General features: G+C 68.1%; 28 protein-coding genes. 9 read left to right on the forward strand and 19 right to left on the reverse strand.

The features are described from left to right. The first annotated feature begins 16 nt into the window (after positions 1-16). The gene (locus AC1DSC_RS02160; protein WP_062362355.1) at positions 17-1,000 is read left to right on the forward strand and encodes a Bug family tripartite tricarboxylate transporter substrate binding protein; all 984 of its coding nucleotides are present in this window, start codon (positions 17-19) and stop codon (positions 998-1,000) included. A gap of 10 nt (positions 1,001-1,010) precedes the next feature. Here the strand turns inward: AC1DSC_RS02160 and AC1DSC_RS02165 are convergent, their stop codons facing one another. Together AC1DSC_RS02165 and AC1DSC_RS02170 are read right to left on the reverse strand one after the other, a co-directional pair. Then, positions 1,011-1,823: an alpha/beta fold hydrolase gene (locus AC1DSC_RS02165; RefSeq protein ID WP_062362352.1), complete on the reverse strand. Its 813-nt coding sequence runs from the start codon at positions 1,821-1,823 to the stop codon at positions 1,011-1,013. A 333-nt stretch (positions 1,824-2,156) separates the two neighbouring features. Further along, a complete protein-coding gene (locus AC1DSC_RS02170) occupies positions 2,157-3,473 on the reverse strand; it encodes an O-acetylhomoserine aminocarboxypropyltransferase (RefSeq protein WP_012746820.1) in 1,317 nt (438 codons plus the stop codon). Positions 3,474-3,616: 143 nt separating this feature from the next. On the opposite strand from AC1DSC_RS02170, the gene AC1DSC_RS02175 reads away from it, so the two are divergent. Next, positions 3,617-4,057 carry a CBS domain-containing protein gene (locus tag AC1DSC_RS02175; RefSeq protein WP_012746821.1) on the forward strand — a complete coding sequence of 147 codons (441 nt, stop codon included), beginning with the start codon at positions 3,617-3,619 and terminating at the stop codon, positions 4,055-4,057. A gap of 29 nt (positions 4,058-4,086) precedes the next feature. On the opposite strand, the gene AC1DSC_RS02180 is transcribed toward AC1DSC_RS02175, so the two are convergent. Together AC1DSC_RS02180 and add are read right to left on the reverse strand one after the other, a co-directional pair. Then, positions 4,087-5,067 carry a Bug family tripartite tricarboxylate transporter substrate binding protein gene (locus AC1DSC_RS02180; RefSeq protein ID WP_086012196.1) on the reverse strand — a complete coding sequence of 327 codons (981 nt, stop codon included), beginning with the start codon at positions 5,065-5,067 and terminating at the stop codon, positions 4,087-4,089. An 8-nt stretch (positions 5,068-5,075) separates the two neighbouring features. Continuing rightward, entirely contained in the window at positions 5,076-6,170 is a 1,095-nt protein-coding gene (add, locus tag AC1DSC_RS02185; protein WP_174545051.1) for an adenosine deaminase, read from the reverse strand. Positions 6,171-6,254: 84 nt separating this feature from the next. Between add and AC1DSC_RS02190 the strand changes: the two genes are divergently transcribed. Further along, positions 6,255-7,211, forward strand: a complete 957-nt coding sequence (locus AC1DSC_RS02190; RefSeq protein ID WP_012746824.1) for a LysR family transcriptional regulator — start codon at positions 6,255-6,257, stop codon at positions 7,209-7,211. 22 nt (positions 7,212-7,233) lie between these two features. Here AC1DSC_RS02190 and AC1DSC_RS02195 read toward each other — a convergent pair whose 3' ends face one another. Then, positions 7,234-8,451 (reverse strand): polyhydroxyalkanoate depolymerase, encoded by a 1,218-nt coding sequence (locus tag AC1DSC_RS02195; protein ID WP_012746825.1) that lies wholly within the window; start codon positions 8,449-8,451, stop codon positions 7,234-7,236. Positions 8,452-8,550: 99 nt separating this feature from the next. On the opposite strand from AC1DSC_RS02195, the gene AC1DSC_RS02200 reads away from it, so the two are divergent. Continuing rightward, on the forward strand, positions 8,551-9,207 hold the full coding sequence (locus AC1DSC_RS02200) for a glutathione S-transferase (protein ID WP_012746826.1): 657 nt from the start codon (positions 8,551-8,553) through the stop codon (positions 9,205-9,207). 25 nt (positions 9,208-9,232) lie between these two features. Here the strand turns inward: AC1DSC_RS02200 and AC1DSC_RS02205 are convergent, their stop codons facing one another. Next, on the reverse strand, positions 9,233-10,054 hold the full coding sequence (locus tag AC1DSC_RS02205; RefSeq protein ID WP_012746827.1) for an IclR family transcriptional regulator domain-containing protein: 822 nt from the start codon (positions 10,052-10,054) through the stop codon (positions 9,233-9,235). A gap of 112 nt (positions 10,055-10,166) precedes the next feature. Between AC1DSC_RS02205 and AC1DSC_RS02210 the strand changes: the two genes are divergently transcribed. After that, positions 10,167-11,162 (forward strand): Bug family tripartite tricarboxylate transporter substrate binding protein, encoded by a 996-nt coding sequence (locus AC1DSC_RS02210; RefSeq protein WP_012746828.1) that lies wholly within the window; start codon positions 10,167-10,169, stop codon positions 11,160-11,162. A 22-nt stretch (positions 11,163-11,184) separates the two neighbouring features. Then, positions 11,185-12,534, forward strand: a complete 1,350-nt coding sequence (locus tag AC1DSC_RS02215; RefSeq protein ID WP_012746829.1) for an aromatic ring-hydroxylating oxygenase subunit alpha — start codon at positions 11,185-11,187, stop codon at positions 12,532-12,534. Here AC1DSC_RS02215 and AC1DSC_RS02220 read toward each other — a convergent pair. The 5 genes from AC1DSC_RS02220 to AC1DSC_RS02240 are packed head-to-tail and all read right to left on the reverse strand — an operon-like array spanning position 12,531 to position 16,047. Then, complete coding sequence (locus AC1DSC_RS02220; protein WP_012746830.1) at positions 12,531-12,878, reverse strand: DOPA 4,5-dioxygenase family protein; 348 nt, start codon at positions 12,876-12,878, stop codon at positions 12,531-12,533. The genes AC1DSC_RS02215 and AC1DSC_RS02220 overlap by 4 nt on opposite strands. Positions 12,879-12,899: 21 nt before the next feature. After that, positions 12,900-13,952: a polyketide cyclase gene (locus AC1DSC_RS02225; RefSeq protein WP_012746831.1), complete on the reverse strand. Its 1,053-nt coding sequence runs from the start codon at positions 13,950-13,952 to the stop codon at positions 12,900-12,902. Positions 13,953-13,984: 32 nt separating this feature from the next. Continuing rightward, positions 13,985-14,944, reverse strand: coding sequence for an SAM-dependent methyltransferase (locus AC1DSC_RS02230; protein WP_012746832.1), 960 nt, complete (start codon positions 14,942-14,944; stop codon positions 13,985-13,987). A gap of 14 nt (positions 14,945-14,958) precedes the next feature. Continuing rightward, complete coding sequence (locus AC1DSC_RS02235) at positions 14,959-15,384, reverse strand: thiol-disulfide oxidoreductase DCC family protein (RefSeq protein WP_012746833.1); 426 nt, start codon at positions 15,382-15,384, stop codon at positions 14,959-14,961. 57 nt (positions 15,385-15,441) lie between these two features. Then, a complete protein-coding gene (locus tag AC1DSC_RS02240; RefSeq protein WP_012746834.1) occupies positions 15,442-16,047 on the reverse strand; it encodes a GbsR/MarR family transcriptional regulator in 606 nt (201 codons plus the stop codon). Between the two features lie 118 nt (positions 16,048-16,165). Between AC1DSC_RS02240 and AC1DSC_RS02245 the strand changes: the two genes are divergently transcribed. Continuing rightward, positions 16,166-17,260 (forward strand): PA0069 family radical SAM protein, encoded by a 1,095-nt coding sequence (locus tag AC1DSC_RS02245; protein ID WP_012746835.1) that lies wholly within the window; start codon positions 16,166-16,168, stop codon positions 17,258-17,260. A gap of 240 nt (positions 17,261-17,500) precedes the next feature. On the opposite strand, the gene gnd is transcribed toward AC1DSC_RS02245, so the two are convergent. Continuing rightward, positions 17,501-18,925 (reverse strand): decarboxylating NADP(+)-dependent phosphogluconate dehydrogenase, encoded by a 1,425-nt coding sequence (gnd, locus tag AC1DSC_RS02250; RefSeq protein ID WP_012746836.1) that lies wholly within the window; start codon positions 18,923-18,925, stop codon positions 17,501-17,503. Between the two features lie 119 nt (positions 18,926-19,044). Between gnd and AC1DSC_RS02255 the strand changes: the two genes are divergently transcribed. Beyond that, complete coding sequence (locus AC1DSC_RS02255) at positions 19,045-20,019, forward strand: AraC-like ligand-binding domain-containing protein (RefSeq protein WP_012746837.1); 975 nt, start codon at positions 19,045-19,047, stop codon at positions 20,017-20,019. A gap of 123 nt (positions 20,020-20,142) precedes the next feature. Continuing rightward, on the forward strand, positions 20,143-20,871 hold the full coding sequence (locus AC1DSC_RS02260) for an alpha/beta fold hydrolase (protein ID WP_012746838.1): 729 nt from the start codon (positions 20,143-20,145) through the stop codon (positions 20,869-20,871). Here the strand turns inward: AC1DSC_RS02260 and AC1DSC_RS02265 are convergent. From AC1DSC_RS02265 to AC1DSC_RS02295, 7 genes are read right to left on the reverse strand one after another with little or no spacing between them, the layout of a single operon-like run. Continuing rightward, the gene (locus tag AC1DSC_RS02265) at positions 20,868-21,479 is read right to left on the reverse strand and encodes a 3'-5' exonuclease (protein WP_478131771.1); all 612 of its coding nucleotides are present in this window, start codon (positions 21,477-21,479) and stop codon (positions 20,868-20,870) included. The genes AC1DSC_RS02260 and AC1DSC_RS02265 overlap by 4 nt on opposite strands. Then, positions 21,476-21,862 carry a TfoX/Sxy family protein gene (locus AC1DSC_RS02270; RefSeq protein ID WP_012746840.1) on the reverse strand — a complete coding sequence of 129 codons (387 nt, stop codon included), beginning with the start codon at positions 21,860-21,862 and terminating at the stop codon, positions 21,476-21,478. The genes AC1DSC_RS02265 and AC1DSC_RS02270 overlap by 4 nt, the downstream gene beginning before the upstream one ends. 19 nt (positions 21,863-21,881) lie before the next feature. Next, the gene (locus tag AC1DSC_RS02275) at positions 21,882-22,271 is read right to left on the reverse strand and encodes a VOC family protein (RefSeq protein ID WP_012746841.1); all 390 of its coding nucleotides are present in this window, start codon (positions 22,269-22,271) and stop codon (positions 21,882-21,884) included. Between the two features lie 26 nt (positions 22,272-22,297). Continuing rightward, positions 22,298-22,801: a GNAT family N-acetyltransferase gene (locus AC1DSC_RS02280; protein ID WP_223262442.1), complete on the reverse strand. Its 504-nt coding sequence runs from the start codon at positions 22,799-22,801 to the stop codon at positions 22,298-22,300. 36 nt (positions 22,802-22,837) lie between these two features. Further along, the gene (gene fghA, locus AC1DSC_RS02285) at positions 22,838-23,713 is read right to left on the reverse strand and encodes an S-formylglutathione hydrolase (protein WP_012746843.1); all 876 of its coding nucleotides are present in this window, start codon (positions 23,711-23,713) and stop codon (positions 22,838-22,840) included. Further along, positions 23,713-24,636 carry an alpha/beta fold hydrolase gene (locus tag AC1DSC_RS02290; RefSeq protein ID WP_012746844.1) on the reverse strand — a complete coding sequence of 308 codons (924 nt, stop codon included), beginning with the start codon at positions 24,634-24,636 and terminating at the stop codon, positions 23,713-23,715. Before AC1DSC_RS02290 ends, fghA begins: the two co-directional genes overlap by 1 nt. 21 nt (positions 24,637-24,657) lie before the next feature. After that, positions 24,658-25,764 carry an S-(hydroxymethyl)glutathione dehydrogenase/class III alcohol dehydrogenase gene (locus AC1DSC_RS02295; protein WP_012746845.1) on the reverse strand — a complete coding sequence of 369 codons (1,107 nt, stop codon included), beginning with the start codon at positions 25,762-25,764 and terminating at the stop codon, positions 24,658-24,660. Positions 25,765-25,766 lie beyond the last annotated feature (2 nt).

Genomic DNA, 25,766 nt, shown 5'->3' on the forward strand with positions numbered 1-25,766 from the left:
TTCTGGACGAACCCCAATGAAAACTGCTCTCTTCCATCGGCTTCGTGGCCTGCTGGCCTGCACCTTGGCGCTCGTCGCCTTCCATGCGCCCGCGCAGGAAAAATGGCCCGACAGGCCCGTGAAGCTGGTCGTGCCCTTTCCGCCGGGCGGCGGCACCGACATCGTCGCGCGCGCGATGGGCCAGGGCCTGTCGGAGCGGCTCGGCCAGCCCGTGGTCATCGACAACAAGCCCGGCGCCGCCACCATCATCGGCACCGATGCGGTCGCCAAGGCCGCGCCCGACGGCTACACGCTGCTGCTCTCGGGCTCCACCAGCTACAGCGTGAACCCCGCGCTGCGCGCCAGGCTTCCCTACGATCCGGTGCGCGACCTCGCGCCCATTGCCATCGTTGCGCGCACGCCGCTGGTGCTGGTGGTGGGGGCGGGCACGCCATGGCGTTCGCTGCCCGAGCTCATCGCCGCCGCCAAGGCCAAGCCGAAGAGCATCCGCTACGCCACCTTCGGCGCCGGCTCGGGCCCGCACCTCGCGGGCGAGCTGCTTGCGCTGGCCGCGGGCATCCAGCTGCAGGACATTCCGTACAAGGGCAGCAGCCAGGGTTCGATGGCGGTGATCGGCGGCGAGATCGAGGTCGGCATCGACACCGTGGCGGCCGTGGCGCCGCATGTGCGCTCGGGCAAGCTGCGCGCCCTGGGCATCGTGGGCGCGGCGCGCTCGAGCATGCTGCCGGAGGTGCGCACGCTGGCCGAGCAGGGGCTGCCCGATGCCACCTTCGACGCCTGGTACGGCTTTGCCGCGCCGGCGCACACGCCGCCACCGGTGCTCGACAAACTGGCGCGCGCCGTCACGGCCACGATGGGCAGCGCGGCCCTGCAGGCGCAGCTGCGCGCGCAGGGCATGGAGCCCGTCGTCATCGGCGCGGCGGCGTTCCGCAGCCAGATGGAGGGCGAGATTTCCCGCTACCGCGCGCTGGCGCACCGCGCGGGCATCGCGGCGGAATAGAAGCGGCGCTTCAGGCGGGCGCGGCGATGAAGTCGCGCAGCGCGAACAGCACTTCGTCGGGCGCCTCGCTCATCAGTGCGTGGCCCGCATGCACGGTCACCACCTTGGCGTTGCGGGCCTTGCCCACCAGCGCCTTGGTGGCGCGCGGCGGCGTCATCTGGTCGGCGTCGCCGAGCAGGAACAGCACGGGGCACTGCACCGCTTCGATCGCTTTTTCGCCGTTCGCGTAGTCGTTGCAGGCCTTGAAGCCGATGTGGAACACGTTGGCATCGCGGTTGCTCGCGAGCACGCGCCGCATCAGCGCGCGCGAGCTGCCGTAGAGCCAGGTGCCGGGGCCAAGCGAGGAGGGCGGCGGCGCGAGCAGCGAATGCGAGAAGGTGTTGACCATTGCGATGGCGCGCTGCGGATCGTTGAGCGCGCCGTCGAGCAGCGCGGGCGACACGGCCATCGGATAGGCGGTGCCCACCATTGCCAGATGGGTCACCCGTTCGGGCGCGCGCGAGGCGGCCTCGAGCGCGATCAGCGAGCCGAAGCTGTGGCCCACGAGCACAGCCTTCTGCACGCCGGCCGCGTCGAGCAGCGCGAGCACGAACTGCGCCGCGTCTTCCACGCTGGCGGGCGGCGGGCCTTCGCTCCTGCAGTGGCCGGGCAGGTCGACGGCCAGCACGTTCCAGCCGTGGTTGGCGAACCAGCGGCTTTGCAGGATCCACACGCTGTGGTCGTTGAGTACGCCGTGAATGAACACCACGGTCGGCTTGTTCGCATCGAAAGCCTTGCCGCCGGTGTAGCAGTAGGTGGCGTGGCTGTTGACGGTGTAGTTCATGTCAGTTGCTCCACGGGGGCGTCTTGTTCTTGGCGCTGTTGTTCAGGGTGCGTGCACAGATCACCGGGTACTCCCCTCCGCGAATGTCCCCCGGCCTTCGGCCTCCTCCTTGATTTCGCTGCGGGGAGCACCCGATGCTCTGTGCACCAGGGCACGCTCTGGGTGCACCGCTGATCAACGACCGCTCCGCATAACGCTCCCGCTGATGGGGTGCCTTGCGCAGCGAAATAAAGGAGGAGGCCGCAGGCCGGAGGACATTCGCGGAGCAAGGTACCCCGTCGGCGGGAGCGCGCCCTGAACGACGGACAACACGACACAACGAAAAGCAAGCCCTCATGCCGAGACCCCCGCCTTTTCCGCAGCCTTGAGCGCACGCTTCAGGTCGTCGATCAGATCGGCCGGGTCCTCGAGCCCGATCGAAAGCCGGATCGTCCCTTGGGAAATTCCGGCCCCCGCGAGCGCCTCGTCGGTCATGCGGAAGTGCGTGGTGCTCGCCGGATGGATCACCAGGCTGCGGCAGTCGCCCACGTTCGCCAGATGGCTGAAGAGCTTCAGCGCCTCGATGAACGCCTTGCCCTGCGCGCGGCTGCCCTTGATGTCGAAGCTGAACACCGCGCCGGCGCCGCGTGCGCCGTGGCGCAACAGCTTCTGCGCCAGCGCATGGCTCGGGTGCGATTCGATCAGCGGATGGCCCACGCGCGACACGAAAGGGTGGCTCGCGAGGAACTCGACCACCTTCTGCGTGTTGTCGATGTGCCGCTCCATGCGCAGCGGCAGCGTCTCGATGCCCTGCAGGATCAGCCAGGCCGTGTGCGGGCTCATCGAGGCGCCGAAGTCGCGCAGCCCTTCGCGCCGGGCGCGCAGCAGGAACGCGCCCACCGTGCTTTCCTCGCTGAAGACCATGTTGTGAAAGCCGTCATAGGCCTGGGTCAGCTCGGCGAATTTGCCCGATTTTTCCCAGTCGAAGCTGCCGCCGTCGACCACCACCCCGCCAATCACCGTGCCATGGCCCGAGAGGAACTTGGTGGCCGAGTGGTAGACCAGGTCGGCCCCCCAGTCGAAGGGCTTGATGAGATAGGGCGAGGTGAGCGTGGAGTCGACCAGCAGCGGCACGCCGGCCGCGTGCGCGATGTCGCTCACCGCGGGAATGTCGAGCACGTCCAGGCCCGGGTTGCCCACGGTTTCGCCGAACAGCAGCTTGGTTTCGGGCCGGATCGCGGCGCGCCAGCCGTCCAGGTCGCCGGGCTTCACGAAGGTGGTTTCGATGCCGAAGCGCCGCATCGTGTAGTGCAGCAGGTTCTGCGAGCCGCCGTAGAGCGCGGTGCTTGCCACGATGTGGGAGCCCGCGCCCATGAGCGTGGCGATCGACAGGTGCAGCGCGGCCTGGCCGCTGGCGGTGGCAATGGCGCCGATGCCGCCTTCGAGCGCCGAAACGCGCTGCTCGAGCACCGCGTTGGTCGGATTGCTGATGCGCGAGTAGACGTGGCCCGCGCGCTCCAGGTTGAAGAGCGCCGCCGCATGGTCGCTCGACTCGAAGACGAAGGAGGTGGTGAGGTGGATCGGCACCGCCCGCGCGCCGGTGGCGGGGTCGGGCGCGGCGCCGGCGTGCAGCGCCAGGGTGTCGAAGCCGGGGTCGGAGTAGCCGGGCATGGGAGCCTTTCTGGGTTCGTTCGCAATGCCCCGTTACGTCTGCTAATCATGCGCGCGCAACATGGGCGTGGGAGTCGGCGCCGATTGTGGGCTATATTCAAATCGGCACCGCCGCCGAGAACGATTTCCGAGAGGAGCACACGATGAAAGTCAGCGACATCCTTCGCGTCAAGGGCAACACGCTCTTCACCATCACGCCTGACGACCTGCTGGCCGAAGCCGTCAAGACCATGGCGGAAAAGGACATTGGCTCCCTGGTGGTCATGGAACACGGCGACCTGGTCGGCATGCTCACCTTCAGGGAAGTGATCCTGGCCATTGTCGACAACGGCGGCCAGGTGGGCGGCACGCTGGTGCGCAAGGCCATGGACGATGCGCCCGTGACCTGCACGCTCGAAACCGACCTCGACGAAATCCGCCGCATCATGCTGGAGCGCCACGCGCGCTACATGCCCGTGATGGACAAGCGCATGCTGATGGGCGTGATCAGCTTCTACGACGTGGCCAAGGCGGTGGTGGACAGCCAGAACTTCGAGAACAAGATGCTCAAGGCCTACATCCGCGACTGGCCCGAAGAGCAGTAGCCGGCCGCGCCCAGCTCCGGGCGGCGGACTTATTCCTTGATATTGGCCGACTGCACGATCTTCTGGTTGCGGGCGTATTCGGCCTGGACGAACTGGCCGAACTGCTCGGGCGTGCCGCTGCCGGGCAGGGCGCCCTGTTCGTTGAGCTTGGCCCGCACCTGCTCCTCGGCGAGCACGGCATTCAATTCCTGGTTGAGGCGGGCCACGACGGCCGGCGGGGTGCGGGCGGGGGCGAAGATGCCGGTCCAGCTCACCATGTCGTAGCCCTTGAGGCCCGGCATCTCGTTGAAGGTGGGCACATTGGGCAGCGCGGCAAGGCGCTGGCTGCCGGTGATGCCGAGCGCCTTCAGGCGGCCGCCGCCCACATGCGGAATGGCGCTGGTGCTGACCAGCATCGCCAGGTCGACCTGGTTGCCGATCACGTCGGTGGCAATCTGGGCGCCGCCGCGGTAGGGCACATGGGTCACGAAGATGCCGCTGCGCTGCTTGAGCAGTTCCATCGCCAGCTGCAGCACCGTGCCCACGCCCGAGGTGGCGTAGTTGTAGGCGCCGGGCTTGGCCTTGGCGAGCTTGACGAAGTCGGCATAGGTGTTGGCGTCCAGGCCGGGCCGCGCCACCAGCACCATGGGCGCAGTGTTGAGCATCCCGACCGGCGCCAGGTCCTTGAGCGGATCGAACTTGAAGGCCGAGGGGTTGACCAGCCGCCCGATGGCGATGGCGCTGTCGGGCCCGACCACCAGCGTGTAGCCGTCGGGCGCCGCGTTCACGGCCTTGGCCACGCCGATGGCGCCGCCCGCGCCGCTCACGTTCTCGATCACCACCGACTGCTTCAGCCGCTCGCCCAGCCGCGTGGCGACGAGGCGCGCGTTGACGTCCACGCTGCCGCCCGCGGTGTAGGGAACGATCAGCGTGATCGGCTTGGCCGTGGGCCAGGCGCCCTGCGCGAGTGCCGCCATCGGCAGCATCGAGCAGAGGGTGGCGGCAAGAAGAAGGCGGCGGGGGTTGTTCATGGCGTGGTTCATTGCGGGTGGGCGGGATGCTGCGGCACCGGCGCAAGGCCGGCGCGCAGCGTGTCGAACTCGCGGCTCCATTGCGTGCGCCATGCGCGGCGCTGGGTATCGTCGATCCATGCGCCTTCGAGCCCGTTGTGCATGAAGCCGCGCAGCTCGTCCAGCCCGAAGCCGAAGTCGCGCGCCATCATCAGCCAGGCCTCGGTGGGCGTGACCTTGTGCAGCGTCGGGTCGTCGGTGTTGGGATGGATGCGCAGGCCCAGGCCGGGCATGCGGCGGATGGGATGGTCGAGCGCCCAGCGCTCCGGGGGCAGCGTGCGCAGGTAGTAGGAGTTGGTGGGCACCACGGTGAAGATCACGCCGCGCTCGGCGCACTGGCGCGCGAAATCGGGCTGGTCGACCACCGTGTAGCCGTGGTCGATGCGGTCGACCTGCAGCACGTCGAGCGCGGTGCGTACGTTGGTCCATGGCATGCCGAACTCGCCCGCATGCGCGGTGGCCTTGAGCCCCGCGCGCCGCGCCTCGGCATAGGCGCGCGCGAAGAGTTCGGGCGGCCGGTCGACTTCGCGGTAGTCGATGCCGATGCCGATCACCTCGTCGCAGCGGTGGGCCTTGACCCATTCCACCATCTCGACGGCGGCTTCCGGGCTGGCCTCGCGGTCGATCGCGGCAATGAGCCGGCCGGTGATGCCGAACTCCTGCTGCGCGTCATGGATCGCGCGGACGATCGCGCCCTGCGCCATCGGGTAGGCGATGCCGGAGGCGTGCACCGTGCCGGTGGGGTTCCAGAAGAACTCGGCATAGCGCACGTTGTGCGCCGCCGCGTCCTCGAGGTATTCGCGCGTCAACTGGTAGAGGTCGCCGGGGCTGCGCACCAGCTGCGCATCGAGCGCGCGCAGCACGCGCAGCACGCCCACCGGTTTTTCGCCGCGCGTGTAGAAGCCTTCGATCTCCTCGGCCGCGAGCGGCGAGCCGGCGCGATGGTTGAGCTGCTTGAAGGTCTCGTGGCGCACCGTGCCGAACAGGTGGCAGTGCAGCTCCACCTTGGGAATCGCATGCAGCATCGATTCCAGCGTGAGGGGCGGCGGGGCGGGGCGGGTCATGCCGGCCAGTCTAGGCAAGGGCGCCTCATAAACAAAATTTTGAATTTCTATAATTTGATTCATTGAATAGATAACAGGAACGCCATGGCCTCCCTGCCGCTCCGGGCGCTCACGCTGCGCCAGCTTCAGTTCTTCTCTGTGCTGGTGGAAGAAGGGCACTTCGGCCGCGCGGCGCGCCGGCTGGCCATCACCCAGCCGGCGCTCAGCAACGCGATCAAGCAGATGGAAAAACTGCTCGGCGCCGAGCTGCTGACCCGTTCCACCCACCGCCTCGAGCTCACGCCGGTGGGCGCCGAGGTGCTGGCGCGCACCGATTTCCTGGTCAACACCTTCGAGGTGGCGCTGCGCGACATCGAGAGCACCGTGCAGCGCGGCCGGGCTTTCGTGCGCGTGGGCGTGATCCCGTCGGCCAGCGCGCGCGTGATGGCCGCGGCCAGCGAGTTCCTCCAGGCCGGCGCGCGCGAGCTCGAGATCGCCTGGCGCGATGCGCCTTCGACCACCTTGCTGGCCGAACTGCGCAGCGGCCAGCTCGACATGGCGGTGGCCGCCATCACCGAGCCGCCGGGCGGGCTGGCCTGCGTCGACCTGTTCCGCGATCCGCTGGTGCTGGTGGTGCGCCGCGGCCATGCGCTGGCGGCGGCCGGGGACGCGAGCTGGGAGGCCATCGGCAAGGAACGGCTGGTGCTGTTCGAGAGCGGCAGCATGCCGGCGCTCGGCAACCCGGCGCGCGCGCAGTTCGAGCAAGGCCCCGAGCCCTACCGCGTGAGCTATTCCGAAACGCTCTATGCGCTGGTGCGCAGTGGCCAGGCGCTGGGGCTGATGCCGCGGCTCTACACCACGCTGCTGCGCGACCCCGAACTGGTGGTGCTGCCGCTCTTGAAGCCGCGCGTCGAGCGCCGCGTGGTGCTGGCCTACCTGCCGGGGCCGATGCGCAACGTGGCGGCGCAGGAACTGATCGCGTTCCTGCGCGAGCGGCTGCCGCAGGCGGGCGAAGCGGCGGTGCGGCGCGTGGCCTCGAAGGAGCGGCGCAGCCGGCGCTGAAGCCGGGCGTCCGGCCGAAGGCTCAGTGCAGCTCGGCCGCGGCGTGGATGGTTTCGCGCACGCGCGGGTAGATCTGCGCGTTCCACTTGCTGCCGCTGAAAACGCCGTAGTGCCCCACGCCGGCCTGCAGGTGATGCACCTTGAGGTAGGGCCGGATGCCGGTGCAGAGGTCTTGCGCCGCCACCGTCTGGCCGACCGAGCAGATGTCGTCGCGCTCGCCTTCCACCGTGAGCAGCGCGGTGCGGCGGATGGCCGCCGGGTTCACCGTACGCTCGCCCACGGTGAGCACGCCGCGCGGCAGGTCGTAGGTCTGGAACACGCGCTCCACGGTCTCCAGGTAGAACTCGGCCGGCAGGTCGTTCACCGCCAGGTACTCGTCGTAGAAGGTGCCGATGGTGCGGGCCTTCTCGGTGTCGCCCTCGACCAGGTGGCGGACCATGTCCTGGAACTGCTTCTTGTGGCGCTCGGGGTTCATGCTCAGGAAGGCCGAGAGCTGCAGGAAGCCCGGGTACACGCGCCGCATCATGCCGGCATGCGGCCACGGCACGTGGCTGATGAGGTTTCGGCGGAACCACTCGATCGGCTTGCTGTTGGCGAGCTCGTTCACCCCCGTGGGGTTGATGCGGCAATCGACCGGGCCGGCCATGAGCGTGAGGCTGCGCGGCGTGGCGGGGTTGTCGTCCTCGGCCATCAGCGCCGTGGCCGCCAGCGCGGACACGCAGGGCTGGCAGACCGCGACCATGTGCACGCCGGGACCGACGGCTTCGAGAAACCGGATGAGCTGCAGCGTGTAGTCGTCCAGGCTGAAGCCGCCGTGCCACAGCGGCACGTCGCGCGCGTTGTGCCAGTCGGTCAGGTACACGTCGTGGTCGCGCAGCAGGGTGCGCACGGTTTCGCGCAGCAGCGTCGCGAAATGGCCCGACAGTGGTGCGACCAGCAGCACGGGCGGGTGCACGGCCTGCGTGTCCTTGCGGAAATGCAGCAGCGTGCCGAAGGGCGAGACCAGCGTTTTCTCCTCGTGCACCGGGGTTTCCACGCCATCGACCGGCACGCTGGCAATGCCGTAGTCGGGGCGCGAATGGGTCAGCCGCATGCGCGAAAACACCTCGAACTGCGCGGCCATGCGCCGCATCATGGTGCGGTCGGTGCCGTCCTTCCAGAGGGCCTGGCCGAGGTACTGGGCTGCGAGCCGGGAGGGCGAAAGCAGGTCGGCTTGGTTCTGGTAGGCCCGGTACAACATGAAAGTAGTACAGGCAAGTTGCGGGCCAAGCGGTGGCACAAGCCTTGCACGCCCCGTGGGAGCCAACCGGCAGCAGGCAGTCCGCCAAGGAGATCCACGATGGCCAAACCCGTTCTCACGATCAGCAGCAAGAACTACGGCGCCTGGGCGCTGCGCGGCTGGCTGATGTGCAGGCTGGCCGGGCTCGACTTCAGCGAGAAGATCATCCCGCCCGACGACCCGGCCATGAAGGCCGAGATGCTGCTGCTCTCGTCGTCGATGCTGGTGCCCTCGCTGCAGCACGGCGGCGTCAAGGTGTGGGACACGCTGGCCATCGGCGAATACCTGAACGAGATCAAGCCCAAGAGCGGGCTGCTGCCGGTCGACATCCAGGCGCGCGCGCATTGCCGCGCCATCTGCGGCGAGATGCATTCGGGCTTTGCCTCGATGCGCGGCGCCTTGCCGATGAACATCAAGGCCCGGTTCCGCGGCTTCAAGATCTGGTCGCGCGCGCAGGCCGACATCGACCGCATCGTCGCCATCTGGCGCGAATGCCTCAAGACCTACGGCGGCCCCTTTCTCTTCGGCAAGCAGCCCGGCATAGCCGACGCCATGTATGCGCCGGTGGTCACGCGCTTCCTGAGCTACGACGTGCCGCTCGACAGCGTTTGCGCCGCCTACTGCAAGCGTGTGATGGACCTGCCCGCCATGCAGGAGTGGGTGGCCGCCGCGAAGGAAGAGCCCGAGGAAATCGACGAGCTCGACGCCGAGTTCTAGGCAGGTTTTCCGAGCGGGTTCTTCTTCAAGCCGGCGGCGGCCCGAAGCCCGCCTGCCGCAGCGTGCGCTCGATGCTCTGCGCCGCCTGCTGCAGGTCGGCCAGGTGCGCCGAGACGATCTCGCGCTCGGTCTTCACGGCCGGCAGCCACGCGCAGCTCAGGCAGCCCACCACGAGCGAGTCCAGGCGCACCGGCACCGAGAGCGCGCCGAAGCGGTCGGGCGAGTCCATGCTCGTCGACGCGGGGTCGCGCACCACGTAGCCCTGGTCGCGCGCATGGGCCATCATGCGCCGGATGTTCTCGGGGCGGCGCGCGGCGCGGTCGGTGTCGCTCGGCGAGCGGGCCAGCGCCGCGAGAATCTCGCGCCGCTCCTCTTCGGGGCAGAACGACAGGTAGCAGCGCCCGAGCGACGACAGCAGCATCGGCGGCCTGAAACCCAGCGCCCGGTAGTTCACCGCCAGGCCATTGCGCGGCCGGTCCGTGTCCAGGATGAGCATGGCCGTGCCGTCGCGCACGCCCAGGTCGATGGGCCACGGCACCAGGCGCTGCAGCGTGGCGCGCGACTGCGCCGCCAGCGCCGACAGGCTTGCGCGCCATTGCACCGCGGGCCCCGATTCGCCGGCGGCCGAGGCCGGCACATAGCGCTTGTCGAGTTCGCTGCGCTCGGCCCATCCGGCCTGCTGCAGTGTCTTCAGGATGCGCAGCAGCGTGGCCTTCGAGAGGCCGGTCTGGCGATGCAGCTCCGACAGCGTGGCGGCCGACGAGCGCTGGATGGCCAGCATCACGTCGAGTCCGCGGCGCAGCGCATCGATCGATTTCACGCTTCGGACGCCGGTGGTGTCGGACATGCGGAACTCCAGAAAAAGGTTCACCTGGTGAAACTATATCTTCTGGCTTCGGCGGCGTGTTCCTACAGTGCGTCGACCCCACCCGTCGTCCCACTGAAAAGGAACAGAGAGCATGAAGTTCACCCGTCGCGAAGCGGCCCGTGCCGCCGCCGCCATCGCCGCATCGGGCCTTGCCCTGCTGGCCGCCGGCGGCGCCATGGCGCAGGCCTGGCCGGGCAGGCCGATCACCATCGTCGTTTCCTATCCCGCGGGCGGCGACACCGATGCGGTCGCGCGCATCTATGCCGAGAAACTCTCGCTGCGCATCGGGCAGCCGGTGCTCGTGGACAACCGGCCCGGTGCCAGCGGCATGATCGGCAACGCCTGGGTCGCCAAGGCCGCACCGGACGGCTACACGCTGCTGTTCACCCCCAGCACTTTTCCGATCGCGCAGCATGTGCTGAAGGCCGGCCCCGGCGTGGCGCACGACGTGGTCAAGGATTTCACGCCCATCGTGAAGACCGGCAACATCCCGCTGCTGCTGGTGACCGCGCCGTCCACCGGCATCAAGAACGTGGCGCAGCTGGTGGCCGACGCCCGGGCCGGCAAGGCGCTGAGCTACGGCACGCCGGGCGCGGGCTCGCCGATGCACATCGCGGGCGAGCTCTTCAACAAGGACGCCGGAACGCAGATTGCCCACGCGCCCTATCGCGGCGTGGCGCCGGTGGTGAACGATGCGCTCGGCGGACACGTGGGCGTGGGCTGGATCACCCCCGGCGCGGTGGCGGGCCACATCGCCGGCGGCAAGCTCGTTGCGCTGGCGGTGGCCGAGCGCCAGCGCACCAAGCTGATGCCCGCCGTGCCCACGCTGATCGAGCTTGGCTACAAGGACGTGGATGTCAGCGCCTGGATGGGCCTGCTGGGCCCCAAGGGCATGCCGGTGGAGCTGGTGCAGGCCCTGAACCGCCACTTCAACGAAGTGCTGAAGATGCCCGACGTGCAGGCCCGCATGGCTGCGCTCGGCATCGAGCCGATCGGCGGCGCGCCCTCGGTGCTGGCGCAGCAGATCGCGGACGACGACCAGCGCTTCGGCAAGCTGGTGAAGGAATTCGGCATCCGCGCCGAATGAGCTGGAACAAGGAGACAAGCACATGCTGAGCGAAGAGAAGAACCGCCTGCTGACCGAGGTCGGGCCGGGCAAGCCGATGGGCGACTACCTGCGCCGCTACTGGCATCCGGTTGCCGGAGCCAGCGAGTTCGACGACAAGGCCGTCAAGCCGCTGCGCATCCTGGGCGAGGACCTGGTGCTCTACAAGGACCTGGGCGGCAACTACGGGCTCGTGGACCGCCGCTGCCCGCATCGCAATGCCGACATGTCCTACGGCTTTGTCGAGCAATGCGGCTTGCGCTGCAGCTACCACGGCTGGCAGTACGACCAGAGCGGCCAGTGCGTGCACCAGCCCTTCGAGGAAACGCTGGACCCGGACGCGCGCATGCGCAGGAACACGAAGATCAAGGCCTACCCGGTGCAGGAAAAGGCCGGGCTGCTCTGGGCCTACATGGGGCCGCAGCCCGCACCGCTGCTGCCCGACTGGGAGCTGTTCAACTTCAGGAATGGTTTCGCGCAGGCCGTGTTCGCAGAGATACCCTGCAACTGGTTCCAGTGCCAGGAAAATTCCATCGACCCCGTGCATTTCGAATGGACGCACAACAACTGGACCACGCGCCTGCAGGGCGACGAAGGCCCCTATGTGCCAACCCACCTGAAGCTCGCGTTCGATGAGTTCGAGCACGGCTTCGTCTACCGGCGGTTGCGCGGCGGCGAGAGCGAGGACAACGTGATGTGGACCACGGGCCGCGTCACGCTGTGGCCCAACGGCTTCTTCCTTGGCCACCACTTCGAATGGCGCGTGCCCATCGACGACCACAACACCCTGAGCGTGCTGTGGGTGCTGAGCCGCGTGCCGACCGAGCAGGAGCCCTACGTGCAGGAGCGCATTCCGTCCTGGTACGGCCCGATCAAGGATCCGGCCACCGGCCGCTGGATCACGAGCCACGTGGCCAACCAGGACTTCGTGGTGTGGGTGGGGCAGGGCACGGTCACCGACCGCACCCGCGAAAAGCTCGGCCAGAGCGACAAGGGCATCGTGATGATGCGCCGCCGCTTCTTCGAGGAACTGGAGGCGATGCAGGCCGATCCGGCGCACGAGCCCAAGGGCGTGATCCGCGACACTGCGATGAACCGCAATGTGCCGCTGCCTTCGGCCTGCCGCGACGAGATGCTCCATGGCCTGCCGCGCGCGGAGCTTGCCGCCCATCCGCTGCTGGGGCCCTACCTGAAGGACTTCTTCGGGCAGGCCGGGCAGCCCGAGCACGTGCGCGCGGCCTACGAACGCGCGATCGGCCAGAAGGTGGAGGGCGCGAAATTCTTCAAGGTGCACGGCAGCGCGGCGGAGCACCACACGCTGCAACCCACGAGCGAAGAAGAACAGGCGGGCTAACGCCGGAACATCCGCAGATCGAGCGGGTTTTCCTCGCCGAGCCACATCGCATGCGCCGTGTGGTCGGCAAAGTCGTCGCCCGTGACGCCGTGCACGAAGATGTCGAGGCCGTTGCGGTGCGCCTCGAGCCATTCGATCACCTGGTCGAACTCCGCCGCGTCGAACGCCAGCTGGCAGCTCCAGCGCGTGTGGGGCCCCACCAGCCGTTCGTGCACGCGGCCGACCACCACCATCAGTTCGCGGCCCGCCTGTTCGCACAGCTGCCGGGCCTCGGCCACCGTGGCGGGGTCGAAGTAGACGTGGGCGTGGTATTGCGGATAGAGGTTTTCGGGGCGGCGCGGCATGGTCCGGTCATTGTGGCCCGTTCAGGCGGCGGCCGCTTCGGCCGTTTCGCTGCGCGCCTTGTAGAAGCGCAGGATGTGCTCGGAGAAGTCGCCCAGGAGGAACTGCGCCACGCGGTCGGCATACCAGTTGAAGCGCGTGCTCACGCGCCAGGACACATCGATGCGAAGCTCCGTGCCGCCCTCGTGCGGTGTGAGCGTGTAGGCCGAGTCGCGCAGGTCGAAATAGTGGCCGCCGATCACCACGTGGTCGTCCAGCGCGCCGGCGGGAAAGGAATCGGGCGAGAAGCGGTAGCGCCACTTCACGCGCTGCAGCGGCCGCCACTCGGTGATGATCTCGTCGAAGTGCACATCCTTTTGCCACTGCACCTTGCGCACGCGGCCTTCGGGCGTGTCTTGGGTCACGCCCGCCACCGGCATCGGCACGCCGATGCGGTAGGCCCAGGCATCGCCGACCTCGCTCGGGCGGATGCCCTGCGCATTGTTGAGTTCATGCCACACGCGTTCGGCGGGCGCGGCAATGAAGAGGGTGCGCGAGGTGCCCGAGACCTGCTCGGGGTTGGGCCACTGTGGCTCGACGGCGCCGAAGACCAGCGGCAGCAAGGCGAAGCTGTAGAGCGCAGGCCTGGGCCAGTTCGTGACGCGGCAGACGATGCCCATCGCGAGGCCGCCGAGGCTGCCCATGAACGCGAACAGCGGAATGATCACGACCGCACAGACGAGGCCTTCGATGAAGATGGCCAATGTGCCGGCCAGGAACAGGGCCGTGGAGATCCAGGGCATCCAGAGGTAGTAGCCCCAGCTGCGCCGTCCGATGCGCTCGGCCATGTAGACCGTGACCGCGCCGCACACGGCAGGCGCGAGGTAGATGAACGAGCCGAGCATCGCCGAGAAGCGCTGGCCCGGTCCACCGCTGAATGCGATGCGCAGCAGCAATGCCACCAGGGCACCGGCCAGCGCAGGCCAGAACCAGGCGAAGGGCATGTGGCGGATGGAGATGCCGCTCATCGCAGGCGCGGCGGCGGGCGCCGGCGCGGCCGGGCCAGGCCGCTGGGTGTCATCGGGTTCGGTGCTCATTTCAATCTCTTCTCCTCGTCATGTGTTGGTTTTCAGTCGCTGCGCCTGGCCGTCACCATGCAGTAGTCGAAATCGCGCCAGAAAAGGCCCAGCACCAGCGCGCAGTAGCTGGCCACGATGTGCTTGCGGCGCCAGGGGCTGAGCCGCCCGCGCGCCTTCCAGAGTTCGGCCAGCGCGAAGCGCGTGGCCAGCACCGGGATGTGCAGCGCGCTGGGCGCCACGCGCCAGCGCAGCGACCGCACCTCGATGTCGTCGAAGCCGTGGTCGCGCAGCGCGGCGACGAAATCGTCCCGCACCGCCAGCGTGGGCACGGCCCAGCTGTCGGCCCACAGGCGGTGCAGCCAGCCGGCGCTGCGGCCGGGCTTCTCGCGCAGCAGGAAGCCGTCGATCACCGCGAGCCGTGCACCGGGCTTCAGCAGGCGGGCCGCCTCGCGCACGAAATCGGCCTTGGCCGTGCCGCTCGCGTAGCAGGCGCTTTCCACGGCCCAGGCGCCGTCGGCCTGTGCGGTGGGCAGGCCAGTGCGCGTGTAGTCGGCCTCGATGTGCGCCACGCGGTCGGCCACGCCGGCGCCGGCATCGAGCCGCAGCGCGATGCGGTTCTGCACCGCCACGTTGGTGACCGTGACGGCAAAGAGCGACGGGTCGTCGCCCACCAGCGTGCGCGCGGTGGCCCCGGCGCCGCAGCCAAGGTCGACCACGCAGCGGCGCTCTGCGCTTTGGTGCGCTGGCCGGGGCTGGTCGAGCTTGAGCGCGCGGCCGACGGCGCGGTTCATTTCCACCAGCATGCCTTCGCGCCGCAGCGGATTCAGCCCGAGCCGCCAGAAGCCGAAGTGCATGTTGTAGCTGGGACTCCATGCGCGGTAGTCGTCGGCCACCTCGGTGAAATAGTCCTGCGTGTCGGCCTTGGTGATGGAGGCTTCGGGTGCCGCGGATGCCGGAGGCGCAGTGCGGGTGGCCGCAGGACGGAAATCGGGCTGGAAGACCTTGGTCACGAGAGCTCCTTTTTTCAGATCCGGCAATTGCCGCCGGCGCAGGTGCGGGATGAGCGCGCGGCCTTGCCCGCGAGCAGGGTCACCAGCCAGCGCGGCAGCCGGTAGCGGTTGCGCGCGAGCACCGCATAGGCGCGGTCGGCCAGCGGCGCGATGAGCGGCAGGTCGAGCAGCAGGCTGCCGCTTGGCAGCCCGACGGCATCGCGACAGGCGCGGATGGCGGGAACGCCCACGAACAGCTGCCCTGCGGCGTCGACGGCGTGAATGGCAGTCATGAGCGCCTCGCGCGGGGCGGGGCCGGTATTGAAACCGGCGGGTGAGCAGTCGACGAGGTTCAGGCGGGCCGAGGCATCGCGCGCCTTCATTGCGTTCATTTCTGCCGTGCAAAGGACGCAGGTGGCATCGAAGTAGACGGTCAGCGGGTAGGTGGCGATGGTGCGCATGAGTTTGTTTTCGTTGTTTCTGTCAAAACAGAAATGATGAGGCAAAAAAAGAGCGGCTCAGATCATCGGCAGGCTGGCGTGGTGGGCATCGGGGTCGTCGCCATCCTTCTTGGGAGCCGCGGGCGTGGCCGCCGGCGCCGCATCGCCGCGAACGAATTTCTGCACGCTGGCCCCGAGCGTCAGCACCTTGTCGAGCGTGCCGGGCGAGAGCCGCAGCATCTCGTCGGCCCAGGTGGCGAGCTTGCTCATGAGGTCCATGGTGGAGCGGATGCGGTCCTGCGCATCGGCGGGCTCCTTCTGGAAGTCGGGGCTGGAGACGATCTCGCGCAGCACGCGGATGGTCGGGTCGAACTCGCGCTCCTTGCGCTCGCGCACCACGGTGCGGAACAGTTCCCAGACGTCGACGCTGGTTTCGAAATAGTCGCGCCGGTCGCCCAGGATGTGCGTCACGCGCACGAGGTTCCAGGCCTGCAGTTCCTTCAGGCTGTTGCTCACGTTGGAGCGGGCCACGCCCAGCGTGTCGGAGAGCTCTTCTGCATGCATGGGCTTGCCGTGCGCGAACAGCAGCGCGTGGATCTGAGAGACCGTGCGGTTGACGCCCCACATGGAGCCCATTTCTCCCCAGTGGAGAACGAACTTGCGTTGGATGTCGGTGAGTTCCATGCCTCGGAGTCTAGGATTTTAGAAATTTCTGTCAATAGAGAAACTAAAAATCAGCTTGCCTGCGGAAAAGCTTTGGAATACTGTGTAAACATACAGTATTCGAGAGAAAGGACCTGCCATGCCGGCCGCCCGGATTCCCATCCATGCCATCAAGGGCCGCGGCGCGGCCACGCACCTGGCGCACCGCTTTTCGCGCGACGAGCGCAATGCCTTCGACGACGGCTGGGGCACGCTCGAAGAAGGCGCGGCCGAAGCCGAAGAACTGCCGCGGCTTGCCACCGAAGTGCGCTTCGAGGACGTGAAGTCGGTGCTCAACGAAAACGACTCGCCCGATATTTCGTTCGACCGCTCGCTCAACCCGTACCGCGGCTGCGAGCACGGCTGCATCTACTGCTTTGCGCGGCCCACGCACAGCTACCTCAACCTCTCGCCGGGGCTCGACTTCGAGACCAGGCTCATCGCCAAGCGCAACATCGTCGAGGTGCTGCGTGCCGAACTCGGCCGCAGGAGCTACCGGCCCAGCCACATCGCGATCGGCACCGCCACCGATTGCTACCAGCCCATCGAACGCGAACTGCGGCTCACCCGTTCGGTGATCGAGCTGCTGAAGGAAACGCGGCATCCGTTTGCGCTGGTCACGAAATCGAGCGCGGTGGAGCGCGACCTCGACCTGATCGCGCCCATGGCCGCCGAGCACCTGGCCGCGGTGTACATCACCGTGACCACGCTCGACGGCGAGCTGGCCCGCAAGCTGGAGCCGCGCGCCGCCGCGCCGCACCGGCGGCTGCGCACCATACGCACCCTGGCCGAGGCGGGCGTGCCGGTGGGTGTGAGCGTGGCGCCGCAGATTCCCTTCGTCAACGAAGACATGGAACAGGTGCTCGAAGCCGCCTGGGCCGCCGGTGCGCGCAACGCCTTCTACACGGTGATCCGGCTGCCCTGGGAGGTGGCGCCGCTCTTCAAGCAATGGCTCGAGCTGCACTACCCGCAGCGCGCGGACCGCATCATGGCGCGCATCCACGAGATGCGCGGCGGCAAGGACTACGACGCCGACTTCGCCACGCGCATGAAGGGCTCCGGCCTCTGGGCCGACCTGATCCGCCAGCGCTTCGAGAAGGCGGCGAACCGCATCGGCTTCAACCGCGAGCGCATTGCGCTCGACCTCGGCGCGTTCCGGCCGCCTGGCGCGGCGGGGCAGGGCAGCCTGTTCTAGGATGGGCCGCGGCGGTGGCGCCTGTCCCGACGGAAGGTGGATTCAAGTCCCGCCGATGCGCGGAGAAATATCCCCGCGGTTTCACCAGGAAGGGTATGTATGAACGGGCCGTCGCTGGTCGTGATGGGTGTTTCGGGCTGCAGCAAATCGAGCCTCGGCGCCGCGCTGCGCGACCGAGCCGCTGGTGGCACCGGTCGGGCAAGTGAAGGCCTGGTTGCCGGCGGTCTGATTTGCAGGGGGTCAGCCGATGACTTCCGGCCAGTTGGTGTGGAAGAACTCGCCGGCCGGCTTGTCCACGCGCTCGTAGGTGTGGGCCCCGAAGAAGTCCCGCTGCGCCTGCAGCAGGTTCGCGGGCAGCCGCTCGGTGCGGTAGCTGTCGTAGTAGGCGAGCGAGGCACTGAACGCCGGCACCGGAATGCCGTTGCCCACCGCCAGCGCCACCACCTCGCGCCAGTTCTGCTGCGTGCGGTTGAGCAGGTCCTTGAAGAAGGGGTCGAGCATCAGGTTGCCCAGTGACGGGTCGGCGCGGTAGGCGTCGGTGATGCGGTTCAGGAAGCGCGCGCGGATGATGCAGCCGCCGCGCCAGATGGCCGCGATGCCGCCGAGGTCGAGCTTCCACGCCTTCTTCTCGCCCATGGTCTGGATCAGGTCGAAGCCCTGCGTGTAGCTGACCACCTTCGACGCATAGAGCGCATCGTGCACCTTGGCCACCAGCGCCTTCTTGCCGAGCGAGAGTTCGACCTTCGGCCCCTGCAGCAGCTTGCTGGCCGCCACGCGCGCTGTCTTCTGCGACGACAGCACGCGCGCCTCCACGGCGGCGTTGATGGTGCTGATGACCACCGCGTTCTCGGCCGCGTTGACCAGCGTCCACTGCCCCGTGCCCTTCTGGCCGGCCTTGTCGAGAATGAGTTCGACGATCGGCTGGCCGGTTTCCGGGTCCTTCTGCTCGAGCGCCTTGGCGGTGATCTGGATCAGGTAGCTCTGCAGCTCGCCCTCGTTCCATTCGTTGAAGACCGCGGCCATCTCGTCGGTGCTGAAGCCGGCCGCCTTGAACAGGCTGTAGGCCTCGCAGATCAGCTGCATGTCGCCGTACTCGATGCCGTTGTGCACCATCTTCACGTAATGGCCCGCGCCGCCGGGGCCGATGTGGATCACGCAGGGCTCGCCGTCGACCTTGGCCGCGATGCTCTCGAAGATCGGTTTCATCACTTCCCAGGTGGAAAGCGGGCCGCCCGGCATGATCGACGGACCCTTGCGCGCGCCTTCCTCGCCGCCCGAGACGCCGGCGCCGATGAAGCGCAGGCCCTTGGTGGCAAGGTACGCATCGCGGCGCTCGGTGTCGGTGTAGAGGCTGTTGCCGCCGTCGATCACGATGTCGTCCTTGTCGAGCAGCGGGATCAGCTGCTCGATGACCTGGTCGACCGGTGCGCCGGCCTTCACCATGATCTGGATCTTGCGCGGCCGTGCCAGGCTCTGCACGAACTCTTCCAGCGTCTTCGCGCCGACCAGCTTCTTGCCGGGGTTGGCGGCCACGAAGGCCTCGGTGGTGGCTTCGGTGCGGTTGTACACGCTGACCTGGAAGCCGCGGCTTTCCACGTTCAGCACCAGGTTCTGGCCCATCACGGCCAGGCCGATCAATCCGAAATCGCTCTTGTTGTTGCTCATGGCCCTTCTTTCGTCTGCGGTGGATGTGACGGGCATTGTGCCGGGGGCGCCGGGGCGCTGCCGTGGGAGGGCGTCTATACCCGCTTGGCAAGCGCGCGCGGCTTGGGTATGTTGGCGCGATGAACGCAAATGCCTCGCCCGCGGTCCACACCTGGTCCACCGACGCCGTGCCGCCGGCGCAGCGGCTGGACTACTGGATCGGCGCGGTGTGCGAAGGCTTTCTCGAAATGGACGTGACCAGCTCCCTGGCCGGCAGCTTTGGCGCCACGCTCGAATCCGCACCGCTGGGCGCCATCGGCGTGAACCGGGTCCGCGGCAGCGCGCAGGACGTGTACCGCAGGCGCCGGGCCATTGCCCAGAGCCGCAGCAACTACTACTACCTGCTGTGCAAGACCGATTCGCCCTGGGTCGCCGTGCAGGACGGCCGCTCGGCGCGCATGCTGCCGGGCGATCTGGTGCTGGTCGATTCGCGGCGCTGCTATGAACTTCGCCTGCTCCAGTCCGCCGATACGCTGTCGCTCGAACTGCCGACCGCGTGGGTCGAGTCGTGGCTCCCCGATGCCGGCGGGCAGGTGGCGCGGCGCATCGACGGGCAGTCCGGCTGGGGCCGTGTGCTGAGCGGCTTTGCCCAGCAGCTTTCTCCGCAGGGCGCTTTGAAGCCGCCGCTGCCCGCGGCCTTGCTGACCGATCACCTTGGCGGGTTGCTCGCACTTGCCGCCGGCACGGCATGCGATGCGGGCGGGTCGGCCGCGCCCAGCGAAAGCGCCCGTGCCGCGCTGCGCCGCCGCGTGCTCGACGCCACGCGCGAACGCCATGCCGAGCCGGGCCTGACGGCTGCCGGCGTGGCGCGCGGACTGGGCATCTCGGAGCGCAGCCTGCACCGCTGCCTGTGCGAAGGGTCGACCACCTTCGCCGCCGCGCTGACCGGCTTTCGCATGCAGGTGGCGCGGCGGATGCTCGGCGATGCGCGCTTCGATCGCCTGAGCATTGCGGAAATCGGCTTGCGCGTCGGGCTCGCCGATGCGTCCCACTTCGTTCGCCAATTCAGCCGGCATCTCGGCATGACGCCGGGTGCCTGGCGGCGCCAGCGCTGAGGCAAAAGCAAGGCAGCGCAGGCGCAAATCGGCCATGGGCCTGGCAGCCAGCGGCCATTCGCGCCGCCCCGTGTTTCCTAAAGTCGTCCCAATTCAACGACGACGATAAAGAAGGAGACACCCATGTCCGACACCTATGTCCTGATCCACGGCGCCTGGCACACCGGCGCCGAGATGGAGGCCGTGGCCGCCGGCCTGCGCGAGCCCGGCCACCACGTGCATTGCCCCACGCTCGCGGGAAACCGCCCCGGCGACGACCGCTCGCGCACCAGCCTCGTCGATGCGATCGACTCGGCCGTTCGCTTCATCGAGGAGCACGACCTGGTGGACGTTCGCCTGGTGGGCCACAGCTACGGCGGCATGGTGATCTCGGGCGTGGCGGACCGCATCGCGCAGCGGCTGCGGCGCCTGGTCTACGTCAACGCCTTCGTGCCGCTCGATGGTGAATCGCTCAACGACATGGTGCCCCCGCACTACGTCGCGATGTTCGACGCCGTGGCCGCGGCCAATGGCAATGCGGTGAGCCTGCCGTTCGAGATCTGGCGCGAAGCCTTCATCAACGACGCAGACCTGCCGCTCGCGCAGGCCAGCTACGAGCGGCTGAACCCGCATCCCTACCGCACCTTCACCGACAAGATCCGGCTGCGCGAGCCGCTGGCGGCGCTGCAGATCGGCAAGTCGTACCTCAACTGCCTGCAGGACACGGCCATGCCGCACGGCTTGCCGTGGCATCCGCGCCTGTCGGAGCGGCTCGGCTTGTTCAGGCTGGTGGAGTGCCCCGGCAGCCACGAGATGTTCTTCTCGAACCCGAAGCGCCTGGCGCAGGCGATCCTGGAGGCGGGGCGGGACTAGGGCTTGCCGAACAGCGCATCGAACACGCGGATCGATGCATAGGCGTCGTTGGCCGCGTAGCGCATCTGCGCTTCGGTCAGCTGCCTGTTGGCCCAGTTCGAGGTGGCCGCCTTGCGCGACTTGACGAAGCGCTGGTTGAAGACCAGCGCCACGGCCGCCTTCACGCCGACCGACTTGCGGTAGCCGCGGTGGCGGAACTCGCTGTCGATGTCGAACACCGCCTTCGGCTCGATGTTGAGGCGGTTGCGTATCAGCGTGAGATCGGTCGAAAGGCCGAAGCCGACCTTGCGCAGTTCGGTGGAAGCAATCAGCGTTGCGACCACCGGATTGCATTCGGTGCGGTGCAGCTGGAACAGCCAGGCCATTTCGCGCGTGGCGAACTGCACCACGTGCGGGCCGCCCGAGACCTCGTTCTTCGCGAAGGTGGGCTTGGATTCGGTGTCGAAGCCGGCCACGCCGGCGGCCAGCAATTCGGCGGCGGCATGTTCGGCGTCCTGCAGCGTGGAGACGACCACGATGTCTTTCAGGCCCAGGCCCTCGAAGGGTTCGAGCAGCGCGATCTGCTCGCGTTCGGGGAGGGGCGGCAATGCGGGAGGGTTGTCGCTCACGAGGAGGCTGCTTTCTTTTTCTTCTTCACCGGGGCTTTCCTGGCGGTTTTCTTCTTCGGCGGCTGGCCCGAACGCAGGGCTGCCTCGTAGGCACGGCGGCCCCAGAGCGCGGCTTCCTCGCGGTCTTCGAAAAGATCGGCCGGCGCGAGCCGGTACGACATCGGCATGGCCTTGCCTTCGCGCACATAGGTGAAGGGCGGCAGGTCCAGCTTGTCGAAATGCTCGGCGCTGCCGGCATCGGACTTGAGGTAGAGCGTGTCCTTGGCGACAAGCGCGATCATGCGGCCCTCGTGCCAGACGCCGTGGCCGCCGAACATGCGGCGGGTTTCGATGCGGCCGAGGCGCTCGAAGACTTCGTGCAGGCTTTGTACGAATTCGCTCATCGGGCAGGCTTTGCGCGGTTCATGCGGTGATCTCGATGCGGTTGCCGTCGGGGTCGAGCACCACGCTCTCGTAGTAGCCGTCGCCGGTGCGGCGCGGGCCGTCGAGCAGCGGGTAGCCGTCCGACTTGAGCCGCTGCGTCAGTGCGTCGACGGCAGCCTCCGAACCCACGCTGATGGCCAGGTGCGTCCAGCCCATGCGCTGGGCGCCGGGTTCGGCGGGCACCGGCGAGAGCGTGCGGGTGGTCATGGCCTCGATGCGCGCGCCGTCGCCCAGGCTCAGGAAGCAAGAGGCAAAGCCCTTGGCCGGATTGGCATAGCCCGCCCCGGCCGTGGCGCCGAAGTAGTCGACGTAGAAGCGCTTGCAGCGTTCGAGATCGGTGGTCCAGAGGGCGATGTGATCGATGCGCATGGAGAAAGGGCAGCGGAAGAAGGCGCTCAGCCGGTGCGACGCGGCTGCCGCGGCGGGCTCGCCGGATACCAATGGTAGGCGACCCGTTCGCGTCCGCTGGCCGGGTGCCGGTCGACCGCGCCGCGCACCAGGCCGTAGCGTTCGTAGAAGCGCTGCGCCGCGGTGTTGCTGGTGGCCACGTGAAGCTTCCAGCCGAGCGGCATGCGCACGCTGGCCTCGTCGAGCAGCGCCTGCCCCAGGCCCTGGTTGCGAAGATGCGGTTCGACGAACAGCTGCGCCACATATTCGCGCCGCACCAGCAGCACCATGAAGGCGAGCACCTGGCCTTCGCGCTCGGCCAGCACCACGTCCGCGGGCGGTACGAATTCGGTTTGCACGCGCCGCAGCCAATGCGTGATCGGCTCGATGACGGCGGCATTCCGGTTGGCCGCGATCCAGGCGCGGCGCCAGATGCCGGCCAGCGCCAGGCTCTCTTCGGCGGCGCCGTCGCGGGACCGCAACTGGAAGGCGGGAATCTGTGCTGCGGACATGCGCCCCATGATAAGCCGGCCGTGGGCCGCGGTCGATCAGCCGCGCAGCGTTTGCGCGTGGTGCGCGATGTGGTCCGCCATGAAGGTCTGGATGAAGTAGTAGCCGTGGTCGTAGCCCGCATGGCGGCGCAGCGTGAGCGGCTGGCCGGCGGCAAAGCAGGCGGCCTCGAAGGCTTCGGGGTTGAGCTGCTCGGCCAGGAATTTGTCGGCCAGTCCCTGGTCGACCAATATGCCTTGCGGATAGGGCGCGGCGGTCTGCGACTTCATGAGCGCGCTGGCGTCGTGCGCGAGCCATTGCGCGCGGTCGCCGCCGGGCTCGCCCAGGTAGCCGCCGAACGCCTTCTGGCCCCACGGGCATTGCGTGGGCGCGCAGATGGGCGCAAAGGCCGACAGCGACTTGAAGCGCCCCGGATGCCGCAGCGCCAGCGTGAGCGCGCCGTGGCCGCCCATCGAATGGCCGAAGATGCCCAGGTGCTGGTCGTCGATGGCGAAGTGCCGCCCCACCAGCGGCAGCAGCTCGTGCACGATCCAGCTTTCCATGCGCCAGTGGGTGGACCAGGGCGCTTCGGTGGCATCGAGGTAGAAGCCCGCGCCAACGCCGAAGTCCCAGTGGGCGGTGGCGCCGGGCAGGTTTTCGGCAATGCTGCCGCGCGGGCTGGTGTCGGGCGCGATCAGCGCCAGGCCCAGGCTGGCGGCCATGCGCTGCGCGCCGGCCTTCACTGCAAAGGTTTCCTCGTTGCAGGTCAGCCCCGCAAGGTAAAGAAGGGCCGGCACGCGCTCCTGCGCAGCCTGCGGCGGCAGGTAGACCGAAAAGCGCATCGGCAGGCCGATCTCGTGCGAGGCATGCTCGTGGAAGCTCTGCACGCCGCCGAAGGCATGGTGCTCGGAAAGGGTCTTGAGGGAGTCGGTCATCAGAGGGTGTTGTGGTGCCGCAAGGCGGGCACGAGTTCGAGCACGGCGTCGGCAAAGATGCGCGGCGCCTCCTGCGGCAGGTTGTGGCCCGCGCCGGGCACCAGGCGGTGCGAACGCGGGCCGCTGAAGCGCTGCGCATGGGCCGAGGCATCGGCGGGCGGCCGCACGCCGTCGTCGATGCCGTCGAAGGTGATGGTGGGCACGGTGATCGCGGGCTGCGCGGCCAGGCGGCGTTCGATGTCCGCATAGGCCGGGTCGCCCGCCACCAAGCCGAAGCGGTGCCGGTACGAGTGGATCACCACCTCGACGAAATCAGGATGGTCGAAGGCCGCGGCGCTGCGCTCGAAGGTGGCGTCGTCGAACTTCCAGGTCGGCGACCAGAGCCGCCACAGCAGCCGCGTGAGCGCCCTGCGGTCCTTGGCGAGGCCGGCGCGGCCGCGCTCGCTGTGGAAGTAGTACTGGTACCAGAGGCTGTGCTCGTTTTCGGGCGTGTCCGGCTCCATCGCCTTGGCGATGTTCTGGATGTTGTAGCTGTTGAGCGAGACCAGGCCCGCGCAGCGCCCGGGCCACAGCGCCGCCGCCACGCAGGCGGCGCGGCCGCCCCAGTCGTAGCCGGCGAGCACCGCGCGGTCGATCTCCAGCGCGTCGAGCAGCGCGAGCAAATCGGCGCCGAAGGCCGCCTGTTCGCCCGAGCGCGGCGTGGCATCGTGCAGGAAGCGCGTGGAACCGTAGCCGCGCATGTACGGGACGATCACGCGGCAGCCTTGCCCGGCGAGCATCGGCGCGACTTCCGCATAGGTGTGGATGTCGTACGGAAAGCCGTGCATCAGCAGCACGGGCGGGCCGTCCGAGGGCCCCGTTTCGTAATAGGCGATCTCGAGGACGCCCGCTTCGATCTTGCGCAGGGGTTCCATGCGGTTCATGGCGGGCGCTCTCCTAGAAGGCTAGTAGAGAACCACGCCGCGGATCGATTCGCCGCGCTTCATGAGGTCGAAGCCCTTGTTGATGTCTTCGAGCGGCATGGTGTGGGTGATCAGGTCGTCGATGTTGATCTTGCCTTCCATGTACCAGTCGACGATCTTGGGCACGTCGGTGCGCCCGCGCGCGCCGCCGAAGGCCGAGCCTTCCCACTTGCGGCCCGTGACCAGCTGGAACGGCCGCGTGCTGATCTCCGCGCCGGCCTCGGCCACGCCGATGATGATGCTGCGGCCCCAGCCCTTGTGCGTGCATTCGAGTGCCTGGCGCATCACCTTGGTGTTGCCGATGCACTCGAAGCTGTAGTCGGCGCCGCCGTCGGTCAGCTGCACGATCGCATCGACGATGTTCTCGTGCTCCTTCGGGTTGAGGAAGTGCGTCATGCCGAACTTGCGCGCCATGGCCTCGCGCTCGGGGTTCAGGTCGACGCCGATGATCTTGTCGGCGCCCACCATCTTGGCGCCCTGGATCACGTTCAGGCCGATACCGCCGAGGCCGAACACCACCACGTTGGCGCCGGCTTCCACCTTGGCCGTGAAGATCACCGCGCCGATGCCGGTGGTCACGCCGCAGCCGATGTAGCAGACCTTGTCGAAGGGCGCGTCCTCGCGGATCTTGGCCAGCGAGATCTCGGGGGCGACCGTGTAGTTGCTGAAGGTGCTCGTGCCCATGTAGTGGAAGATGGGCTTGCCGTCCATGCTGAAGCGGCTGGTGGCATCGGGCATCAGGCCCTTGCCCTGCGTGCCGCGGATCAGCTGGCACAGGTTGGTCTTGCGCGACAGGCAGAACTTGCACTGGCGGCATTCGGGCGTGTAGAGCGGAATGACGTGGTCGCCCTTTTTCAGCGTGGTGACGCCGGGGCCCACGTCGACCACGATGCCCGCGCCCTCATGGCCGAGGATGGCCGGGAAGATGCCTTCGGGGTCGGCGCCCGAGAGCGTGTAGTAGTCGGTGTGGCAGATGCCGGTGGCCTTGATCTCGACCAGCACCTCGCCGAATTTCGGCCCTTCGAGGTCGACGGTTTCGATGGTGAGCGGGGCTCCGGATTTCCAGGCGACGGCAGCTTTGGTTTTCATGG

The sequence above is a fragment of the Variovorax sp. 01N425 genome (genome assembly GCF_056399465.1).

Excerpts from the sequence above, each read along its gene's own strand:
- AC1DSC_RS02295 (WP_012746845.1), bottom strand. The coding sequence starts at position 25,764 with ATGAAAACCAAAGCTGCCGTCGCCTGGAAATCCGGAGCCCCGCTCACC.
- add (WP_174545051.1), bottom strand. The coding sequence starts at position 6,170 with ATGACCCGCCCCGCCCCGCCGCCCCTCACGCTGGAATCGATGCTGCAT.
- AC1DSC_RS02240 (WP_012746834.1), bottom strand. The coding sequence starts at position 16,047 with ATGGAACTCACCGACATCCAACGCAAGTTCGTTCTCCACTGGGGAGAA.
- AC1DSC_RS02270 (WP_012746840.1), bottom strand. The coding sequence starts at position 21,862 with ATGAGCGAATTCGTACAAAGCCTGCACGAAGTCTTCGAGCGCCTCGGC.
- AC1DSC_RS02245 (WP_012746835.1), top strand. The coding sequence starts at position 16,166 with ATGCCGGCCGCCCGGATTCCCATCCATGCCATCAAGGGCCGCGGCGCG.
- AC1DSC_RS02170 (WP_012746820.1), bottom strand. The coding sequence starts at position 3,473 with ATGCCCGGCTACTCCGACCCCGGCTTCGACACCCTGGCGCTGCACGCC.
- AC1DSC_RS02210 (WP_012746828.1), top strand. The coding sequence starts at position 10,167 with ATGAAGTTCACCCGTCGCGAAGCGGCCCGTGCCGCCGCCGCCATCGCC.
- gnd (WP_012746836.1), bottom strand. The coding sequence starts at position 18,925 with ATGAGCAACAACAAGAGCGATTTCGGATTGATCGGCCTGGCCGTGATG.
- AC1DSC_RS02290 (WP_012746844.1), bottom strand. The coding sequence starts at position 24,636 with ATGAACCGCATGGAACCCCTGCGCAAGATCGAAGCGGGCGTCCTCGAG.
- AC1DSC_RS02275 (WP_012746841.1), bottom strand. The coding sequence starts at position 22,271 with ATGCGCATCGATCACATCGCCCTCTGGACCACCGATCTCGAACGCTGC.
- AC1DSC_RS02195 (WP_012746825.1), bottom strand. The coding sequence starts at position 8,451 with ATGTTGTACCGGGCCTACCAGAACCAAGCCGACCTGCTTTCGCCCTCC.
- AC1DSC_RS02205 (WP_012746827.1), bottom strand. The coding sequence starts at position 10,054 with ATGTCCGACACCACCGGCGTCCGAAGCGTGAAATCGATCGATGCGCTG.
- AC1DSC_RS02215 (WP_012746829.1), top strand. The coding sequence starts at position 11,185 with ATGCTGAGCGAAGAGAAGAACCGCCTGCTGACCGAGGTCGGGCCGGGC.
- AC1DSC_RS02220 (WP_012746830.1), bottom strand. The coding sequence starts at position 12,878 with ATGCCGCGCCGCCCCGAAAACCTCTATCCGCAATACCACGCCCACGTC.
- fghA (WP_012746843.1), bottom strand. The coding sequence starts at position 23,713 with ATGACCGACTCCCTCAAGACCCTTTCCGAGCACCATGCCTTCGGCGGC.
- AC1DSC_RS02165 (WP_062362352.1), bottom strand. The coding sequence starts at position 1,823 with ATGAACTACACCGTCAACAGCCACGCCACCTACTGCTACACCGGCGGC.
- AC1DSC_RS02280 (WP_223262442.1), bottom strand. The coding sequence starts at position 22,801 with ATGTCCGCAGCACAGATTCCCGCCTTCCAGTTGCGGTCCCGCGACGGC.
- AC1DSC_RS02255 (WP_012746837.1), top strand. The coding sequence starts at position 19,045 with ATGAACGCAAATGCCTCGCCCGCGGTCCACACCTGGTCCACCGACGCC.
- AC1DSC_RS02235 (WP_012746833.1), bottom strand. The coding sequence starts at position 15,384 with ATGCGCACCATCGCCACCTACCCGCTGACCGTCTACTTCGATGCCACC.
- AC1DSC_RS02200 (WP_012746826.1), top strand. The coding sequence starts at position 8,551 with ATGGCCAAACCCGTTCTCACGATCAGCAGCAAGAACTACGGCGCCTGG.
- AC1DSC_RS02160 (WP_062362355.1), top strand. The coding sequence starts at position 17 with ATGAAAACTGCTCTCTTCCATCGGCTTCGTGGCCTGCTGGCCTGCACC.
- AC1DSC_RS02190 (WP_012746824.1), top strand. The coding sequence starts at position 6,255 with ATGGCCTCCCTGCCGCTCCGGGCGCTCACGCTGCGCCAGCTTCAGTTC.
- AC1DSC_RS02225 (WP_012746831.1), bottom strand. The coding sequence starts at position 13,952 with ATGAGCACCGAACCCGATGACACCCAGCGGCCTGGCCCGGCCGCGCCG.
- AC1DSC_RS02180 (WP_086012196.1), bottom strand. The coding sequence starts at position 5,067 with ATGAACAACCCCCGCCGCCTTCTTCTTGCCGCCACCCTCTGCTCGATG.
- AC1DSC_RS02260 (WP_012746838.1), top strand. The coding sequence starts at position 20,143 with ATGTCCGACACCTATGTCCTGATCCACGGCGCCTGGCACACCGGCGCC.
- AC1DSC_RS02175 (WP_012746821.1), top strand. The coding sequence starts at position 3,617 with ATGAAAGTCAGCGACATCCTTCGCGTCAAGGGCAACACGCTCTTCACC.